General features: G+C 59.5%; 14 protein-coding genes. 11 read left to right on the top strand and 3 right to left on the bottom strand.

The window, feature by feature from the left end:
* Positions 1 to 103 precede the first annotated feature (103 nt).
* Both NE623_RS04600 and NE623_RS04595 read right to left on the bottom strand, forming a co-directional pair.
* A complete protein-coding gene (locus tag NE623_RS04600) occupies positions 104 to 775 on the bottom strand; it encodes a potassium channel family protein (RefSeq protein WP_256272156.1) in 672 nt (223 codons plus the stop codon).
* Positions 776 to 786: 11 nt separating this feature from the next.
* Entirely contained in the window at positions 787 to 2,106 is a 1,320-nt protein-coding gene (locus NE623_RS04595; RefSeq protein WP_256272157.1) for a TrkH family potassium uptake protein, read from the bottom strand.
* 149 nt (positions 2,107 to 2,255) lie between these two features.
* On the opposite strand from NE623_RS04595, the gene NE623_RS04590 reads away from it, so the two are divergent.
* From NE623_RS04590 to gltX, 9 genes are all read left to right on the top strand, one after another.
* The gene (locus NE623_RS04590; protein WP_256272158.1) at positions 2,256 to 3,740 is read left to right on the top strand and encodes an MBOAT family O-acyltransferase; all 1,485 of its coding nucleotides are present in this window, start codon (positions 2,256 to 2,258) and stop codon (positions 3,738 to 3,740) included.
* Between the two features lie 171 nt (positions 3,741 to 3,911).
* On the top strand, positions 3,912 to 4,853 hold the full coding sequence (locus NE623_RS04585) for a hypothetical protein (protein WP_256272159.1): 942 nt from the start codon (positions 3,912 to 3,914) through the stop codon (positions 4,851 to 4,853).
* Between the two features lie 140 nt (positions 4,854 to 4,993).
* Positions 4,994 to 6,307 carry a surface carbohydrate biosynthesis protein gene (locus tag NE623_RS04580; RefSeq protein WP_256272160.1) on the top strand — a complete coding sequence of 438 codons (1,314 nt, stop codon included), beginning with the start codon at positions 4,994 to 4,996 and terminating at the stop codon, positions 6,305 to 6,307.
* Positions 6,308 to 6,394: 87 nt separating this feature from the next.
* Positions 6,395 to 7,849, top strand: coding sequence for a lipopolysaccharide biosynthesis protein (locus tag NE623_RS04575; protein ID WP_256272161.1), 1,455 nt, complete (start codon positions 6,395 to 6,397; stop codon positions 7,847 to 7,849).
* A gap of 9 nt (positions 7,850 to 7,858) precedes the next feature.
* Positions 7,859 to 8,437 carry a GNAT family N-acetyltransferase gene (locus NE623_RS04570; RefSeq protein WP_256272162.1) on the top strand — a complete coding sequence of 193 codons (579 nt, stop codon included), beginning with the start codon at positions 7,859 to 7,861 and terminating at the stop codon, positions 8,435 to 8,437.
* Entirely contained in the window at positions 8,434 to 9,723 is a 1,290-nt protein-coding gene (gene hflX, locus NE623_RS04565) for a GTPase HflX (protein WP_256272163.1), read from the top strand. Before NE623_RS04570 ends, hflX begins: the two co-directional genes overlap by 4 nt.
* 111 nt (positions 9,724 to 9,834) lie before the next feature.
* On the top strand, positions 9,835 to 11,241 hold the full coding sequence (locus NE623_RS04560) for an MBOAT family O-acyltransferase (RefSeq protein WP_256272164.1): 1,407 nt from the start codon (positions 9,835 to 9,837) through the stop codon (positions 11,239 to 11,241).
* Between the two features lie 246 nt (positions 11,242 to 11,487).
* A complete protein-coding gene (locus NE623_RS04555) occupies positions 11,488 to 12,384 on the top strand; it encodes an alginate O-acetyltransferase AlgX-related protein (RefSeq protein WP_256276136.1) in 897 nt (298 codons plus the stop codon).
* A gap of 109 nt (positions 12,385 to 12,493) precedes the next feature.
* Positions 12,494 to 13,936 carry a glutamate--tRNA ligase gene (gene gltX, locus NE623_RS04550; RefSeq protein ID WP_256272166.1) on the top strand — a complete coding sequence of 481 codons (1,443 nt, stop codon included), beginning with the start codon at positions 12,494 to 12,496 and terminating at the stop codon, positions 13,934 to 13,936.
* Between the two features lie 311 nt (positions 13,937 to 14,247).
* Here the strand turns inward: gltX and NE623_RS04545 are convergent, their stop codons facing one another.
* Positions 14,248 to 14,679, bottom strand: coding sequence for an RrF2 family transcriptional regulator (locus NE623_RS04545; RefSeq protein ID WP_256272167.1), 432 nt, complete (start codon positions 14,677 to 14,679; stop codon positions 14,248 to 14,250).
* Between the two features lie 263 nt (positions 14,680 to 14,942).
* On the opposite strand from NE623_RS04545, the gene cysK reads away from it, so the two are divergent.
* Positions 14,943 to 15,875: a cysteine synthase A gene (gene cysK / locus NE623_RS04540; RefSeq protein WP_256272168.1), complete on the top strand. Its 933-nt coding sequence runs from the start codon at positions 14,943 to 14,945 to the stop codon at positions 15,873 to 15,875.
* 86 nt (positions 15,876 to 15,961) lie between these two features.
* On the top strand, positions 15,962 to 17,041 hold the full coding sequence (gene mnmA / locus NE623_RS04535; protein ID WP_256272169.1) for a tRNA 2-thiouridine(34) synthase MnmA: 1,080 nt from the start codon (positions 15,962 to 15,964) through the stop codon (positions 17,039 to 17,041).
* Positions 17,042 to 17,123: the final 82 nt, after the last annotated feature.

Raw genomic sequence — 17,123 nt, 5'->3', positions numbered from 1 at the left:
TTTTTTGCCGTATTTCGTTAGTGTAAGTGTACCGCATTGCGTAACGAAATGCAAGGCAAAAAGCGCAAAATTTGTGCGGTTAGTTTTTTAACAAGAGCCGCCCTCACATATCCTTCTCAAATTTATCGATCTTGGCTTCCTTGCCGATGACCGCCACGGTGTCGCCCTCTTTAAAGGTATACTCGGCGGAAAATTCCACGTTCGTCTGCTGGCCGTGCTCCACCGCTATGACGTTGATGCCGTAGACCCGGCGCAAATCCAGCTCCCGCACGCTTTTGCCCAGCATACGGCCACCCACGGCAATGCGCCGCACCTCGACGCCGTCCCCCAGTGCAATGTAGTCCAAAAGATTCCCCGAAATCAGCCGCTTGCCGATGCGCACCGCCATATCAGCCTCGGGGTAGACGACCTCCGCCCCCAACCGCTTGAGTACCTCGCCGTGTACCTCGCTGGCAGCCTTGGAAATCACGTGCGGCACACCCAGCTTGGTGACCAGCATTGTGGTCAGGATGCTGACGTCCACCTTCTCACCGATGCAGATGGTGACGGTGCTGCAGTTCTGCATCCCGGTCTCCTTCAGCGAGGTCTCGGTCAGCTCGTCAATGACAAAGGCATAGTCCGTCCAGCCGCGCACGGCCTTGACCTTGGCCTCGTCCTTGTCAACGGCAATGACCTCCTTGCCCGCATCGGTCAGCGTTTTGACCAGCGCCGTGCCAAAGCGGCCCAGCCCGATGACGCCGTAGCTTTCCGCCGTATTCTTCTTTTTATCAAACATTGCAAGCACCCTTATCCAATCGTAATGGCCTCTTCGGTAAACCGTGCACTCGGCTCGGGGCGCTCAATCCAGAGGGAAAGCAGCGTCACGGCGCCGACACGGCCGATGAACATAGTAAAAATCAGCACCCAACGGCTGGCGGCACAGAGCCCCGCCGTGATGCCGGTGGAAAGCCCCGCCGTGCTGTAGGCGGAAACCTGCTCAAACAGCAGCCGCATAAAATCGGTCTGCGGCTCCAGCATACAGAGCAGCAGGGTGCCGCTGAACACAACCAGCAGCCCCATCAGCGTGATGGTGGCCGCCTTGGCCAGTGAGCCGTCCGGCAGGCGGCGGTGGAACGCGCCCAGCCGCCGCTTGGAGAAGATGGTCCGCACCTGCTGCATCAGCACAAAAAAGGTGGCGGTCTTGATGCCGCCGCCGGTGGACCCCGGAGAAGCGCCGATGAACATCAGCCCCACAAGCACCAGCAGGCCCGCGTTGCTCAGACTGCCGATATCCACCGTGGCAAAGCCCGCTGTGCGGGCCGTCATACTCTGGAAGAAGGCGGTCATCCAGCCCAGGTGGTCGGTCAACTGCAGCAGCACCGTGCCGCCAATCAGCAGCGCCGCCGTGGTGGTAAGCACCACCTTGGTGTGAAGGCTCATTTTGCGGAACCGCCCGCGGCAGTGGCCGATGTCCAGAATGACCATAAAGCCGATGCCGCCCACAATGACCAGCGCATCGGTGACAAGGTTCAGCAGCACGCTGTCCCGGTAGGGCATCAGGCTGGTGCCGCCGCCCAGCGCGTCAAAGCCCGCATTATTAAAAGATGCAACCGCGTGAAAAATGCTCAGCCATACCGCCTGCAGCGGCATATAATCCCGCGCAAACACCGGGAAGCTGAGCACCGCGCCCGCCCCCTCACAAAGCAGGGTCGTCAGCAGCACGTTGCGCACCAGCCGCACCATACCCTCAAGGCTTTCGACGTTTAGGGCCTCCCGCATAAGGGAGCGCCCCTTCAGGCCGATGCGCCGCCCGGTCACAAGCGCCAGCCCCATGCCGATGGACGCCACGCCCAAGCCGCCAATCTGAATCAGCAGCGCAATGACTACCTGCCCGAACAGGCTGAAGGTGCTGCCGGTGTCCACCACAACCAGCCCGGTCACGCAGACAGCGCTTGTGGCGGTGAACAGTGCATTCAGCGGGGTAATGTTCCTGCCGGGCTGCACCGCTGCGGGCAGCATCAGCAGCGCCGCGCCGCTGAGAATCAGCAGCGCAAAGCCCACGGCGATAATGCGGGTCGGGGGTTGGGTTTTCAGAAATCTGGCTATCCACGTGCGGATGTATTGCATAGCGGGCCTCCCAGCGCAGCAGGGTCACTGCTGTATGAAGTATCTGCATTATACCACATACTCCGCTGTACTGCAAATCATACTTGCGTAGCTGCAGCAAATCGTGTATAATGAGTTATTACTGATTCTTATAAAGGGGAGGTGTGGCCATGAGCCTGCAGAGCTTTGGATTTTTTGGGTTTTTGTTGGTCGTGGCCGCGGTGTATCTGCACCTGCCGCAGCGGCTGCAAAGCGTTTTTCTGCTGGGGGCCAGCTGGGTGTTCTACGCCCTTGCCATGCCCACGATGCTGCCGGTGACGATTGCCATTGCGGTGTTCACCTACCTGTGCGGCCGCTGTATGGCGACCCACAAAACCGCCGCCCTGCGGGTGGGTGTGGTCGGGCTGCTGGCGATCCTTGCCTTCTTCAAGTACAACGGCGCGTTTGCCGCCGAGGGCGGCTGGCAGGCCGTGGCCATGCCGCTGGGCATCAGCTTTTACAGCTTTGCGGCCATCTCCTACCTGATTGACGCCGCCCGCGGCGACTGTGAGATTGAGACAAATTTCATTGACTGTGCGCTGTTTTTAAACTTCTTTGCCACTGTCACGCAGGGGCCCATCTGCCGCGCCGGGGCATTAATGCCCCAGTTCAAGACCGAGCACCGCTTTGACGCCGCCCGCACCGTGCGTGCCCTGCGGCTGCTGGCGCTGGGTCTTTTTAAGCTGGTGGCCGTCAGCGATGTGCTGGGCCTGCTGGTGGACGAGGTATTCCCGAATTACCGCAGCTACGGCGGGCCGATGCTGGTGCTGGCCGCCGTGTTCTACACCTTTCAGCTGTATTTCAACTTTTCCGGCTACTCGGAGGTAGCCCGCGCCGTCGGCCTGCTTCTGGGTCTGGAGCTGCCGGAGAACTTCAAGACGCCGTTTTTTGCCACAAACTTTTCCGGCTTCTGGAGCCGCTGGCACATCAGCTTCTCCTCCTGGCTGCAGGATTACCTGTTTATGCCGCTGGCGTGGGCGGATGTCTCCGGCGTGACCGGCGGCAGGCTCACCCGACTGCCCGCAGAATTTTGCGTATTCACGGTGTTTTTTATCTCCGGCTTCTGGCACGGCAACACCCTGCCCTTTGTGGTGTGGGGCCTTTTACAGGCGCTGTACCGCTTGGGCGAGGAGCTGATGCACCGCCGCTTTGGCAAGCCGAAGAAGAAAGCCCCCGCCCGCGTGCTATGGGCCAAGCGCGCCGCCGTGTTTGTGCTGTGGTGCATCAGCATGGTGTTCTTCCGGGTGGGGTCCTCCCCCGCTGCCGCTCCGCTGACCGTGGGGGATGCGTTCACCTACCTCGGGCACTGCTTCCTGAGCTGGGCACCTGCACGCTTTGCGTCTGAGCTGTACGCCGCCGCCTACAACGGCTTCTACGCCAACGCCATTATGGTTGCAGCCTACTATGCCTTCCTTGTGCTGGTGCTGGCGCTGGCATTCTATCTGGATTACCGCCGGGCCTTCGGCTTCAAAAACAAGCCTGCCGAGCTCTGCCTTGCCGCCGATAAGCACCGCTGGGCCGTCTACTATGCGCTGGTGGTTGCCCTGCTGATTGGCTACATTATGCAAAGCGGCGGCTTCGGCAGCTCCGGCTTTGGTATGTACGCGGGATTTTAAAGGCAGCGCCTCCCTTGCGCGGCCCACGTTCCCCAATGTTTCCCCCCTCGGGGGAAAAAGGCGGCTCCGCAGGGCCGGATGAGGGGGAGCCTCACGGAAACCGCCCATCTGCGGGAAACGACCGGGCCGGGCGTGCCCGGCCCCTGCAAAGCTACTAACCAAGGAGGCCCCATGAAAAACATACTCAAAAAAATGGCGCTGCTGGCGGTGCCGGTGGTGGTCTGGTTCGCGTTTTTTGCCGCGTTTGAACCGAACAACTATTTCGGGCTGAAGGCCTCCGCAACGTCCAGCCAGCCGGTGGCGCGTGTGCGTGCCTACCAGCAGGCCCCAGGACAGAACCTGATTCTGGGCGACAGCCGCCTTGCCCACTTTGATATGGCGCTGGTGGACAGCCTTTCCGGGCAGGAATGGCAGAACCTTGCGTTCGGCGGCGCTTCCTTAAAGGAAACGCTGGATTTAGCAGACTACGTGCTGGATTCCGGCAACCCGGTCAGCACCCTGCTGGTGGAGGTCTCCTTCTACACACTGAACGCCGGGTACAACACCGACCGCTTTGCCGCGCTGGAGGAAACGCTGAACAACCCGCTGGCCTACTGCCTGAATCTGGAATACAACGTCAATGCCCTGACCGTGGCGATGGATACCCTGCGCGGCACGCCGGACACGATTGAGTCCGGCGACTGGACCGACGCGGACTACCTTGCTGAGGACGGCACCATTCTGCCGCTGCACCGCAAATTATATGACTACACCGCCACCATCACCCCGCGCTGCAAGAGCTGGGCGCTGAACACCGAGCAGCTGGCCCGTCTGGGCGCGCTGGCGGAGCGCTGCAAGGCCGAGGGCGTGCGGCTGATTGTGGTGCTGCCGCCGATGGCCGGCAACGTGCGCACCGAGGTCTGCGACGCCTTCGGCATCACCGATGCAATGCAGGGCACGGTGCTGCCCCAGCTGCAAACATGGGCCGGGGAATACAGCTTCACCCTGCTGGATTACGAGTGGGGCGGCAGCGCCATTACCGACGATGACACGCAGTTTTATGATGGCTTCCATCTGGATGAGAAATACGGTCTGCCGCAATGGACAGCCGAGCTTTTCGGGGATATTGCATAAGCAGCATTTTCCGTTCATCCGTAGGGCGGGGTGACCCCACCCCGCCGATGTCTGCGGCAGTGCGCCGTTCCCGGCTTGCACCTGTAGGGGGCGGCGTCCCCGACGCCCCGCCCAAACGATACTAAAGAGGTCTGTCAACCATGGCATTGGATTTTCTGATTTTATATGAACACACCGTCCGCGAGTATGAGAGCGATCTGCTGCTCAAGCTCGAGCTGGAGCGCCGCGGCTACACGGCGGAAATCCGCCAGCTGCTTGACCCCAAGCAGCTGCGGCTGTTCGGCAAGGACAAGCCCGAGGTACTGGTGGCGAGCTGTATGTATGACAACGAGGCCATCAACAGCCACGTCTACAACAACATCGGCAAATGCAACAAAATCGTCAACCTCCACTGGGAGCAGATGCTCTCCGACACACAGGAGGAGGGCGACTGGTTCAATATGAACGGCAACGCCAAGCGCTGTGTACAAACCTGCTGGGGCAAGCGCACCGCCGCCCGCCTGCAGGCCCACGGCATGGATGCCAAAAACACCCCGGTGACCGGCGCGGTCATGATGGATTTTCTGCGCCCGGAATTTGACGGCTACTTCAAGGACAAGCAGACCCTTTGCAAGGAGTTCGGCCTCGACCCCGCCAAGCAGCTGCACCTGTACATTTCGAGCTTTGGCTACGCCAGCATGAGCGAGGACGAGGTGGCCGAGCTCTCCAAAATGGCGGGCACGGATTTCACCGGCTTTGCCCGGACCAACCGCGTCTCGATGCAGGAAACCCTGCGCTGGTTCGATGAATATTTAGGTGCGCACCCCGAGGTAGAGCTCGTCTACCGCCGCCACCCGAGCGAGTGGAACTCCCCCGCGCTGGAGGAGCTGGCCAAAAAACGCCCCAACTTCCACGTGATTTTTGCGGACTCCGTCAAGCAGTGGATTGTGGCGGCGGACTCCATCTCCATCTGGATGAGCACCGCCATTGCCGAGGTGTATATGGCGGGCAAGAGCTGCCACATCCTGCGCCCCGTGCCGATCGAGCACGAATATGACCCGGTCATCTACAAGGACGCCCACTACGTGACCAGCTACGAGGAATTTACCGCTGCCATGGCCAACCCCGAGCCGCCCTTCCCGATTGAGAAGGATGTGATCGAGGGCTACTTTGACCCGAGCGAAACGCCTGCCTACAAGCGGATGGCCGACCTGCTGGAGGAGGTTTACAAGAATCCGCCGCGGGATGAGCCAATGGGCGCGGGCTTTACGCCGCACTTCAACAAGCTGAAATTCTGCGCGCTGGCGGGTGTGCATTTCCTCTACCGCCACGGCTGGGAACCGAAAAAGGTCTTTGCCTTCTGTCCCCCGCTGGCCAATTTTGCCCAGCGCATCTACGGCTATGTGGACAAGGCGCACGTGACGCCGGAGCAGGTCGCCGCGATGGAGGCCCGCATTAAGCCGTTTGTGCGCTGAGCCCGCGATACAGCAGACGCGCCGTGACGGCAAGGCCGCGGGCCGGGCGTGCCCGGCCCCTACAACTCTACGACAGGACAAACAATCATGTCAGACAAAAAACAATCGGCCGGTGAATCCTTCGCCGGGAATGTGATGAAATACTCGGTGGCAACCTATCTGGGCTTTGCCATCACCGGTCTGGCGCTCATCGTCAAGGGGCTGCTGCCCGCCGAGGTGCTGGGCGCGCCGGTCACCTTTATGACCTACACCGCCACCCTGATGAACATCGGCATTCTGGGGCTGGACCAGGCGCTGCTGCGCTTCTATCACGAGCCGCCCGCCGGGGCGGATCCGCGCCAGCTGTTTGCGGCCTGCACCCGCATTTCCGCCGCCTTTATGATGCTGCTGGGCGTGGGCGGCAGCGTGTTCTTTGCCCGCCCCCTCGCCGCGGCCTTCGGCCTGAGCGCTGCCGGGCCGGGCATTGTGCCGCTGCTCTTTCTCAATGCCGCGCTGTATATGCTGGTGCGGTATCTGAATGTGCTGCTCCGTCTGGAAAATGATCTGCGCGCCTACACAGCCGAGACGCTCTGGATGCAGGGCTGCTACAACCTGTTCTATCTGCTGCCGGGCTTTTTCACCTCCAACGTCTTTATTCTGGCCGTGGCGGCTATCCTCAGCTTCGGCGTGGTGGCCATCGCCTTCGGCTACAAATACCGGGCCGCTGTGCTGGCTCCCCTGCCCGCCGCACAGCTGGGCGGCATTGCCCGCCAGACCGTACCCTACGGCGTGGCGCTGGCCCCGGCGCAGATTCTCTTCAGCCTGTCCAGCGGCATCTGCCTCTCCTTTGTGGGCAACGCCTGCGGCGAGAACGCGCAAGGTCTGTTTGCCTTCGGCTACAGTCTGGCGCAGCTGGTCACGGCCATTCAGGCGGGCTTCTCCACCTACTGGGGCCCCTACGTCTACGCCCACTACCGCGAGGAGCAGGAGCGCATCTGCCGCGTGCATGATATGCTCAATCTGCTGATTTTCGGTTTCTTCTGCGTGCTGGTCATGCTGGAGGATATCGTGTTCATCATCTTCCCGGACAAGCGCGGCTGTCTGGCCATCTTCCCGCTGCTGATGCTGGCCGTGGTGTTCAACATCCTGTGCGAGGGCACGGTCTACGGCAACTCGATTGCCCGCAAGCCGTGGCATGACACCATCGGCATCGGGCTGGGGGCGCTGTCCAATCTGGGGCTCTGCGCGTGGCTGGTGCCCGCCTTCGGGCTGACCGGCGCGGCGCTGGCGCTGGCCGCCAGCAACGGCCTTGCGTTTTTGTACCGCAGCGTTACCGGCCAGATGTACTACCGCACGGTGGCCAGCTATGCCAAAACGATTTCCGGCTTCCTGCTGGCGTTCGCCGTCACGGCCATCGGCACGCTGCTGTGGCAGCATTTCTTTATAAAATTTGCGCTGGTTGGCGTGATTTTGTTCATCTACTGCACCCTCTACCGCGCCCAGCTTACCAAGCTGTGGGCGATGGGCATGGGGATCCTGCGGAGTATTTTTCACAAGAAATAAGGGGACACTATGAAGCATTGCGGCACACAAGAGCTGGAAACCGGGCGGCTGCTGCTGCGGCGGCTCTCGATTGATGACAGCGAGATGATGTACAACAACTGGGCCAGCGACAAACAGGTGACCCGGTATCTGCGCTGGAACGCCCATCGCAGCTGGGGCGAGACCGCCGAGATCCTGAACGAGTGGGAAAAGCACTACGAGGAGCCGACCTTCTACCAGTGGGGCATCACGGACAAGCACACCGGGGTGCTCTTCGGCAGCATCAGTCTCTTTCCTGACCCGGCACAGAAGGCGGGCTGGCACCTGAACACCGAGCGTCTGGGGGATGTGTGGGAGACCGGCTATGTGCTGGGCCGCAAATGGTGGAACAAGGGCTACGCAACCGAGGCCCTCTGCGCCGTGCGGGACTACTGGTTTGACACGGTCGGGGCCGACTGGCTGGCCGCCATCCATAACAACGAAAACGTTGCCAGCGGTGCCGTGATGCTGAAGGCGGGCTTTGTCTATGACCACGATGTGATTGACCGCAAGTTTGACGGCACCCCGGTTCCCTGCCGCGCCTATCACCTGCTAAAAGAGGATTTATGAGCGATAACACGATTGAATTAGACCTTGGCACCACCGCCCAGAAAACCACCGACGGCGAGAAGCTGCCGGTGGTGCTGCTGGCGCTGGACCAGGGCAAATACGATATGACCCGCAGCCTTGAGGAGCTGCGCGCACTGGCGGATGCCAACGGCATGGACGCCGTGGCCGAGGTGGTGCAGAAGCGCGCCACACCCGAGGCCGCCACGCTGCTGGGCGAGGGCAAGGTGGCCGAAGCGCGCCTTGTCTGCCAGAACGTGAACGCCGCCGCCGCGATTTTTGACGGCGAGCTGACCGGCAGCCAGATACGCAACCTCTCCGCCGCCTTACAGGTGGAGGTGCTCGACCGCACGATGCTGATTCTGGAGATTTTCCGCGCCCGCGCCACCACCAACGAGGGCAAGCTGCAGACCGAGCTTGCCACCCTGCGCTACCAGCTGCCCCGCCTGCAGGGTCTGGGCGAGAGCCTGAGCCGTCAGGGCGGCGGCGGTGGCGGTGGCGGCGGTGCCCGCCGCGGTGCCGGTGAGACGAAGCTGGAGCTGGACCGCCGCCATCTGCACCACCGCATTGAGCATCTGGAGGGCCGCCTGAAGGAGCTGGAAAAGCGCCGGGGCGAGACCCGCCGCGCCCGCCAGAAGAACAACGTGCCGGTTGTGGCGCTGGTCGGCTACACCAACGTGGGTAAATCCAGCCTGCTGAACGCCCTATGCGGCGAGCAGATTTTTGAGGCCGATATGCTGTTTGCCACGCTTGACCCCACCGCCCGCAAGCTGGTGCTGCCCAGCGGGCTGCAGATTATTCTGGTGGACACCGTCGGCTTTGTCAGCCGCCTGCCCCACCATCTGGTCGAGGCGTTCAAGTCCACGCTGGAGGAGGCCGCCTTTGCGGATGTCATCGTCAAGGTGGCCGACGCGGGCGACGCACAGGCCGCCGAGCAGCTGGCCGTGACCGATGAGGTTCTGGGCAGCCTTGACTGCGAGGGCATCCCCCAGCTGGTGGTCTACAACAAATGCGATATGGCCAACGCGGTGGCCTTTGACCCGGATATTCTTCTGACCAGTGCCAAGACCGGCTACGGCCTGGATGCGCTGCTGGATAAAATTGACGATGTGCTGGGCCACCGTGTGCGCACGATTGAGCTTGTTCTGCCGTATGACAAGCTGGCGCTGGCCGACATTTTGCGCAGCCGCGGCAGCGTAGCCGCGGAGGAATACCGCGAGGACGGCGTTTTTTACCGCGCCACCGTAAAAATTGACGACCTGCACCGGTTTGAAGCGTATCTTGTATAAGGTGTGCAAGTCTGCGTTTGCATAAGATTTTTGCACGCTGGCAGAATTTTTATACAGCTATAAATCACCGGCATAGGATACGCACCAGTACGCTTTTTATGGGGTTCAGAAATGCTGTTTTCCAGTTTGGTTTTCTTATGGTATTTTTTACCAATCACATTGCTATTGTATCTGTTTCTGCCCCGCAAGGGCAAAAACGTATTGCTGCTTGTGGCCAGCCTGCTGTTTTATGCCTGGGGTGAGCCAAAGTATATCTTCCTGATGCTTTTTTCCATCACGCTCAACTATCTCGGCGGCTTTTGGGTAAATGCCGCCGGGGAGCGCACCCGCAAATTAGCTCTGGCTGTAATCGTATTGGCCAATCTGGCGCTGTTGGGATATTTCAAGTACTATTCTTTCGCGGGTGATACGCTTGCCGCTTTGTTTGGGCGGCAGGTCTTGCCTGTTCGGGATATTGCGCTGCCGCTTGGCATCAGCTTTTATACCTTTCAGGCAATGAGCTATGTGATTGATTTGTATCGCGGCAAAACGCAGCTGCAAAAAAGCTGGTTCCTGATGGCACTGTATATCAGCTTTTTCCCGCAGCTGGTCGCCGGCCCGATTGTCCGTTATACGGAGATAGAAGCGCAGCTGCAGAATCGCTGTGTCACTGTACAGGACTTTTCCTACGGGGTCAAGCGTTTTCTTTACGGTATGGCGAAAAAGGTAATTCTGGCAAACTGCTTTGCCGCCCGTGCCGATGAAGTTTTTGGGTTGGCTCCTTCCGCTGTCAGCACACCGCTGGCCTGGCTCGGCGCGCTGTATTATACATTGCAGATTTATTATGATTTTTCGGGCTATTCCGATATGGCAATCGGCCTCGGCGCAATGTTTGGCTTTACCTTCCCGGAAAACTTCCATTATCCCTATCTTTCCCACAGTGTCAGCGAATTCTGGCGGCGCTGGCATATGAGCCTTTCTGGGTGGTTCAAGGAATATCTCTATATTCCCCTGGGCGGCAACCGAAAGGGAAAGCCGCGCACACTGCTGAACTTATTTATTGTATTTTTAGCTACCGGCCTTTGGCACGGTGCCAACTGGCAGTTTGTGGCGTGGGGCATCTGGTATGCCATCCTCCTGATTCTGGAGCGCACCCTGCTGGAAAAGCCCTTGCGCAAGGCGCCTGCCTGGTTCGGGTGGCTGTACACCATGTTCTTTGTTGTATGCGGCTGGGTTCTGTTCCGCGCTCCGGGCCTGCGGGCAGGCTTGCAGTGGTTGCGAACCATGTGGACACCGACTGCCGGAAGCGCAGCTTATCCCGTGATACGTTATATGGACAGCCGCACCATGCTGCTGCTCATCGCCGGCATCCTGCTTTGCGGCCCGGTGCAGGCCGCACTGCCCGGACTGCGTCAACGCCTGTATGACCGTACCCATGTCGGTTCTCTGCAGGGCGCAGCTCTGCTGGTGCTCGGATTTGCCTGCACGGTTCTTTTGGTAAGCGGCACTTATAATCCGTTTATTTATTTCCGCTTTTAACCAAAGACTGAAAGGAGTATTTCCGTGAAACGCGCTGTAAAATGGACAAATACAGCTTTGATTGTTGGATTTGCAGCCTTGCTGGCAGGCCCCAATCTTCTTTGGCCGATTTTGCGCGGAAGCTGTGATACCGTCAACCACGAAAACCGGACATTAGCCTCTTTCCCGGATGCGGAAACCAGTCTTACCCAATGGCCCACCGCTTTTGAAGCCTGGTTGAGTGACAATGCGCCCTTTCGCAATGAAATGCTGGTTCTTAAAGCAGAAGTCGATCGAAGCATTGGCACGCTGGATTCTTCCGATGTGCTGCAGGGGAAAGATGGCTGGCTGTTTTTAAAGGATGTAGGCGACTCCAAAAGCATCTCTGACTATCAGGGCTTGACCGCTTACAGCGATGCGGAAAAGGCCGAGCTGTCCGCACTTATACAACAACTGAATGACGAATTATCTGCCCGCGGCAGCCGCCTGCTGATATTGTTTGCACCAGCCAAGGAGGGTGTATATTCCGACCGGATGCCTGCCAGTATTCCGATTGTGTCCCGCCCTACGCAGGTGCAGGAGCTTTCCGCTTATCTGCAGACCAACACCGCCTGCCCTGTACTGTTTCCTCTGCCGGAGCTGACGGAAGCTGCGGCGGCGCAACAGGTGTACTATAAGTACGACACCCACTGGAACAATGCAGGCGCATGGCTTGCCGCCCAAAAAACGTTGGCTGCACTGGATATGCCCGCAGCACAGGATTGGCCGCTGTTTTTGACGGAACCGGAAATTCCCTGCCCTGCCGACCTTGCCGCCATGTGCGGCCGCTGGAATATGGCCAGCGACGATGTGTATCTGGAGCCGGACGTTCCGACCGCAGAACGCATTGAGGGGAGCGATGGTGCCGAGCTGATGCGCTTTTCCGGCAGCGGCAGCAATAGCCTGCTCCTTGCGCGGGACAGCTATGGTGCCGCATTGGCCCCCTATCTGGCAGAGGGATTCCATGATACACTGGTACTGCACGGCAATGTTCTGACAGTAGACACCCTGTTGGCCGAACAGACCACTATACCAGACACGGTCGTGATTGAGGTTGCCGAGCGATTCTGCGGCGATTTGACCGGCAGAGTTAAGGTACTGCTGGCCTGGCTGGAAAATTGCTGAGCTGTTCTTTGCTTTTTATGCCTTGTCTTTTGTTGACACTTACCCTATCCGCGCCTATAATAAACACAAATATCAAGTAAAAACACAAATATAAAAAAGGGGAATCTGTATGTCTGAAGTCCGCACTCGTTTTGCGCCGTCCCCCACGGGCTATATGCACGTGGGCAATCTGCGCACCGCGCTGTACACCTATCTGCAGGCCCGCCACAACGGCGGCACCTTCATCCTGCGCATTGAGGATACCGACCAGGGCCGTCTTGTTGAGGGCGCTACCGATATCATCTACGGCACGCTGAAGGCCACTGGCCTGACCTGGGACGAGGGCCCCGATGTGGGCGGCCCGGTCGGCCCCTACGTGCAGAGCCAGCGCATGGGTATGTTCAAGCAGTATGCCGAGCAGCTTGTCAAGGCCGGCAAGGCCTACTACTGCTTCTGCACCGAGGAGCGCCTGAACGAAATGCACGAGGCCCAGCGCGCCGCGGGCGAAATGACCCACTATGACGGCCACTGCCGCAATCTGTCCGCCGATGAGGTCGCTGCCAAGCTGGCTGCGGGTGAGCCGTATGTCATCCGCCAGAAGATTCCCGAGTCCGGCGTGGCCGGGTTTGACGATGTGGTCTACGGCCACATCGAGGTCGATGTCAAGGAGCTGGATGACCAGATTCTGATTAAGACCGATGGTATGCCGACCTACAACTTTGCCAACGTTGTGGACGACCACCTGATGGGCATTACCCACGTCATCCGCGGCAGCGAGTACCTGTCCTCCACCCCGAAGTACAACCTGCTGTATGACGCCTTCGGCTGGGAGAAGCCGGTCTACATCCACTGCCCGCCCGTTATGAAGGACGCGCAGAACAAGCTGAGCAAGCGCAACGGCGACGCCAGTTATCAGGATCTGGTGGCCAAGGGCTATCTGCCCGCCGCCGTGCTGAATTATCTGCTGCTGCTGGGCTGGGCACCCGAGGGCGAGCAGGAGATTTTCACGCTGGACGAGATGATTAAAATCTGGGACCCGGCGCGTATCTCCAAGTCCCCCGCCATCTTTGACCCTCTGAAGCTGCGCGCCATCAACGCAGCCTACATCCGTGCCCTGCCGGCTGAGGAGTTCCGCCGTCTGGCCGACCCCTTCATCGACAGCGCCGTCCACTGCGACATTGACCGCGATCTGCTCTGCGCCAACCTGCAGCCCCGTTGCGAGGTGTTGGAGGACATCCCGCCGCAGCTGGACTTCTTTGACGCAGTGTTGCCGATTGACGCCGAGATGTACCGCAACAAGAAGCAGAAAACCACGCCTGAGTCCGCCAAAGAGGCCCTGACGGCCCTGCTGCCGGTGCTGGAGGCCCAGACCGACTGGACCCGCGACGCGATTTTTGAGGCCTGCAAGGCACTGGCCGAGCAACTGGAGAAGAAGAACGGCTGGCTGCTCTTCCCGCTGGGCATTGCGCTTTCCGGCAAGGCCCGCACCCCCGGCGGCGGCACCGACCTTGCCGCCATGATGGGCAAGCCCGAAACCCTCAAGCGTGTGAAAGAGGCGCTGGAGAAGCTGTAAATGAAGGCCGACACGCCTTTGCCGCACGCCGGGGCGCAGGCTGTGGCAGCGCAGCTATTATGAGCACGTCATCCGCGATGAAGCGGATTATGCCGCTATCTGGCAGTACATCGACGAAAATCCTTTAAAATGGGAGATTGACCGCTTTTACGGGAAAGGTGCGCGGTAGCCGCAAGGTTCCGCGGGCGGAGCAGAGCCCCGCCCCTACTGCGTAACAGGTAATAAGCGGTCCGCCCGCAGCATAAAACATCGCCACACACTAAAACGCCCCCGCAGGCTGTAAAAACCTGCGGGGGCGTTTGGTTTTTGGTTCAAATCACATAATCATTGCCCGGCTGGGCGGTGTTGACAAGGTCGGCTAGGCTGATGCTGTCAAAGTAATCGTTGATCATTGTGTTCAGCTTGCGCCACATCGGCAGGGTGCGGCACTCCGCCATGCGACGGCATTCCACAGGGTTCTGCTCTAAGCAGGCCACCGGGGCAAGGCTGCCTTCGGTCAGGCGCAGGATGTTGCCCACGGTGTACTCCTCGGGCGTTCTGGTCAGGCGGTAGCCGCCGCTTTTGCCCCGCAGGCCGGTCAGGTAGCGCTCCTTGACAAGACTTTTCACAATAGCCTCAAGATATTTTTCCGAAATTTCCTGCCGGGCGGCAATCTCCTTCAGGGGGATATAACCGTCATGCTGGTGCTCGGCAATGTCAATCATAACACGCAGTGCATAACGGCCCTTCGTTGAAATCATCATAATGGTGTGCTCCTTTGTTTACTTATTCCTATTATACGGGTTGGTAAATGGGATAGCAACACCTTTTTGCAAAATAATTTTAGAAAATTCCCTATTACCCTATTGACAAACGGGAAATTGTGTTGTACAATCCTATTAACCTATAAGAGAGGTATGAAATATTATGCGAAAGGGATTTGCGCCGTATCCGCGATGTCGCTGTCTGGCACGGTAAGAACACAACATTTTTTGAATAAACAGAAATGACGATGGAGGAACCACCTATGAGCAAGATTTATACTTCCGCTGACCAGCTGATTGGCCGCACGCCCCTGCTGGAGCTCACCCATATTGAAGCCGCTGAAAACCTGGAAGCCAAGATTCTGGGCAAGCTGGAATATTTCAACCCCGCCGGCTCCGTCAAGGACCGCATTGCCAAGGCGATGATTGACGATGCCGAGGCCTCCGGCAAGCTGAAGCCCGGCTCTGTCATCATCGAGCCTACCTCCGGCAACACCGGCATTGGTCTGGCCTCCGTGGCCGCCGCCCGCGGCTACCGCATCATCATCGTTATGCCCGAGACGATGAGCGTGGAGCGCCGCCAGCTGATGAAGGCCTACGGCGCCGAGCTGGTGCTGACCGACGGTGCCAAGGGCATGAAGGGTGCCATTGCCAAGGCGGACGAGCTGGCCAAGGAAATTCCCAACAGCTTTGTGCCCGGCCAGTTTGTGAACCCGGCCAACCCGGACGCTCACAAGCGCACCACCGGCCCCGAAATTTGGGAGGATACCGACGGCAAGGTTGACATCTTTGTGGCCGGTGTCGGCACGGGCGGCACGGTGACCGGCGTCGGCGAGTATCTCAAGAGCCAGAACCCCAACGTGAAGGTTGTGGCTGTCGAGCCCGCCACCTCCCCTGTGCTGAGCAAGGGCGTGGCCGGTGCGCATAAGATTCAGGGCATCGGCGCAGGCTTTGTGCCGGACGTGCTGAACACCAAGGTCTATGACGAGGTCATCCCCGTCTCCAACGAGGACGCCTTTGCCACCGGCAAGCTGGTCGGCCACAAGGAGGGCGTGCTGGTGGGCATCTCCTCCGGCGCAGCGCTGTGGGCGGCCATCCAGCTGGCCAAGCGCCCCGAGAACAAGGGCAAGACCATCGTGGCGCTGCTGCCCGACACCGGCGACCGCTACCTGTCCACCCCGCTGTTCGCAGACTGATTGCATAAGCGCTGAGAATTTGCTATAATAAGCACGGCAGACGCATTGTCTGCCGTGCTTTTTTAGTATATATAAGGAGATTTCCTATGGACAATACCCCCGGCGCATTGATTGCCATGAGTGGCGGCGTGGACAGCACCGTTGCCGCTTACCTGATGAAGCAGGCGGGCTACCGCTGCATGGGTGCCACCATGCGCCTGTACCAGAACGAGGATTTAGGCCAGAGCGGGTTCCACACCTGCTGCTCGGCCAAGGATGTGGAGGACGCCGCCGAGGTGGCGTTCCAGCTGGACATTCCCTTTGAGGTGGTCAACTACACCGAGGAATTCCGCGAGAAGGTCATTGGCAAGTTCATCGCCACCTATGAGGCGGGCGGCACGCCCAACCCCTGCATCGACTGCAACCGCACGATGAAATTTGACAAAATGCTGGATTTTGCCCGCGAGCATGGGCTGGACTACGTTGTGACCGGCCACTACGCCCGCATTGAGCAGGATCCCGAAACCGGCCGTTGGCTGCTGAAAAAGGCGCTCTACGCCGACAAGGACCAGAGCTACGTGCTGTACGTGCTGACGCAGGACCAGCTGGCTCACACCAAGTTCCCGCTGGGCAGTATGGACAAGCCTTCCATCCGCAAAATTGCCGAGGCACAGGGCTTCTGCAACGCCCGCAAGCATGACAGCCAGGACATCTGCTTTGTGCCGGACGGTGACTATGTCGGCTTTATGGAGCGCTACACCGGCAAATATTACCCAGACGGCGATTTTCTGGACGTGAACGGCAAGGTGGTCGGCCGCCACCACGGCGCTGTGCGCTACACCTGCGGCCAGCGCAAGGGGCTGGGGCTGGCACTGGGTGCGCCGGTCTATGTCTGCGGCAAGGATATGGAGCACAACACCGTCACGGTCGGCCCGGAGAGCGAGTTGTTCACCACCACGCTGGTGGCCGGGGATTTCAACTGGATTTCGATTCCAGAGCTGACCGAACCGATGCGCGTCAAGGCGAAGGCCCGCTACCGCCAGACCGAGCAGCCCGCCACCGTCTACCCGCTGGACGGCGGCCTTGTCAAAGTGGTATTTGACGAGCCACAGCGCGCCATCACCCGCGGCCAGGCCGTTGTGCTGTATGACGGTGACGTGGTTGTGGGCGGCGGAACGATTCTGTGATAAATAAGAAATAAAAAATAATAAATTTGGTGGAGTTTTCGCCACGCGGGGCGAAAACGAAAAAAGCGCAGCCGCTTCTGGC

Source organism: Gemmiger formicilis, assembly GCF_024462815.1.
Taxonomy (GTDB): Bacteria; Bacillota; Clostridia; order Oscillospirales; family Ruminococcaceae; genus Gemmiger.
Note: the sequence above shows the minus strand (reverse complement) of the source record. Positions and strands in the feature narration are given on the sequence as shown.

Excerpts from the sequence above, each read along its gene's own strand:
- NE623_RS04580 (WP_256272160.1), top strand. The coding sequence starts at position 4,994 with ATGGCATTGGATTTTCTGATTTTATATGAACACACCGTCCGCGAGTAT.
- mnmA (WP_256272169.1), top strand. The coding sequence starts at position 15,962 with ATGGACAATACCCCCGGCGCATTGATTGCCATGAGTGGCGGCGTGGAC.
- NE623_RS04595 (WP_256272157.1), bottom strand. The coding sequence starts at position 2,106 with ATGCAATACATCCGCACGTGGATAGCCAGATTTCTGAAAACCCAACCC.
- NE623_RS04585 (WP_256272159.1), top strand. The coding sequence starts at position 3,912 with ATGAAAAACATACTCAAAAAAATGGCGCTGCTGGCGGTGCCGGTGGTG.
- NE623_RS04570 (WP_256272162.1), top strand. The coding sequence starts at position 7,859 with ATGAAGCATTGCGGCACACAAGAGCTGGAAACCGGGCGGCTGCTGCTG.
- NE623_RS04560 (WP_256272164.1), top strand. The coding sequence starts at position 9,835 with ATGCTGTTTTCCAGTTTGGTTTTCTTATGGTATTTTTTACCAATCACA.
- NE623_RS04575 (WP_256272161.1), top strand. The coding sequence starts at position 6,395 with ATGTCAGACAAAAAACAATCGGCCGGTGAATCCTTCGCCGGGAATGTG.
- gltX (WP_256272166.1), top strand. The coding sequence starts at position 12,494 with ATGTCTGAAGTCCGCACTCGTTTTGCGCCGTCCCCCACGGGCTATATG.
- NE623_RS04590 (WP_256272158.1), top strand. The coding sequence starts at position 2,256 with ATGAGCCTGCAGAGCTTTGGATTTTTTGGGTTTTTGTTGGTCGTGGCC.
- NE623_RS04555 (WP_256276136.1), top strand. The coding sequence starts at position 11,488 with ATGCTGGTTCTTAAAGCAGAAGTCGATCGAAGCATTGGCACGCTGGAT.
- NE623_RS04600 (WP_256272156.1), bottom strand. The coding sequence starts at position 775 with ATGTTTGATAAAAAGAAGAATACGGCGGAAAGCTACGGCGTCATCGGG.
- cysK (WP_256272168.1), top strand. The coding sequence starts at position 14,943 with ATGAGCAAGATTTATACTTCCGCTGACCAGCTGATTGGCCGCACGCCC.
- hflX (WP_256272163.1), top strand. The coding sequence starts at position 8,434 with ATGAGCGATAACACGATTGAATTAGACCTTGGCACCACCGCCCAGAAA.
- NE623_RS04545 (WP_256272167.1), bottom strand. The coding sequence starts at position 14,679 with ATGATGATTTCAACGAAGGGCCGTTATGCACTGCGTGTTATGATTGAC.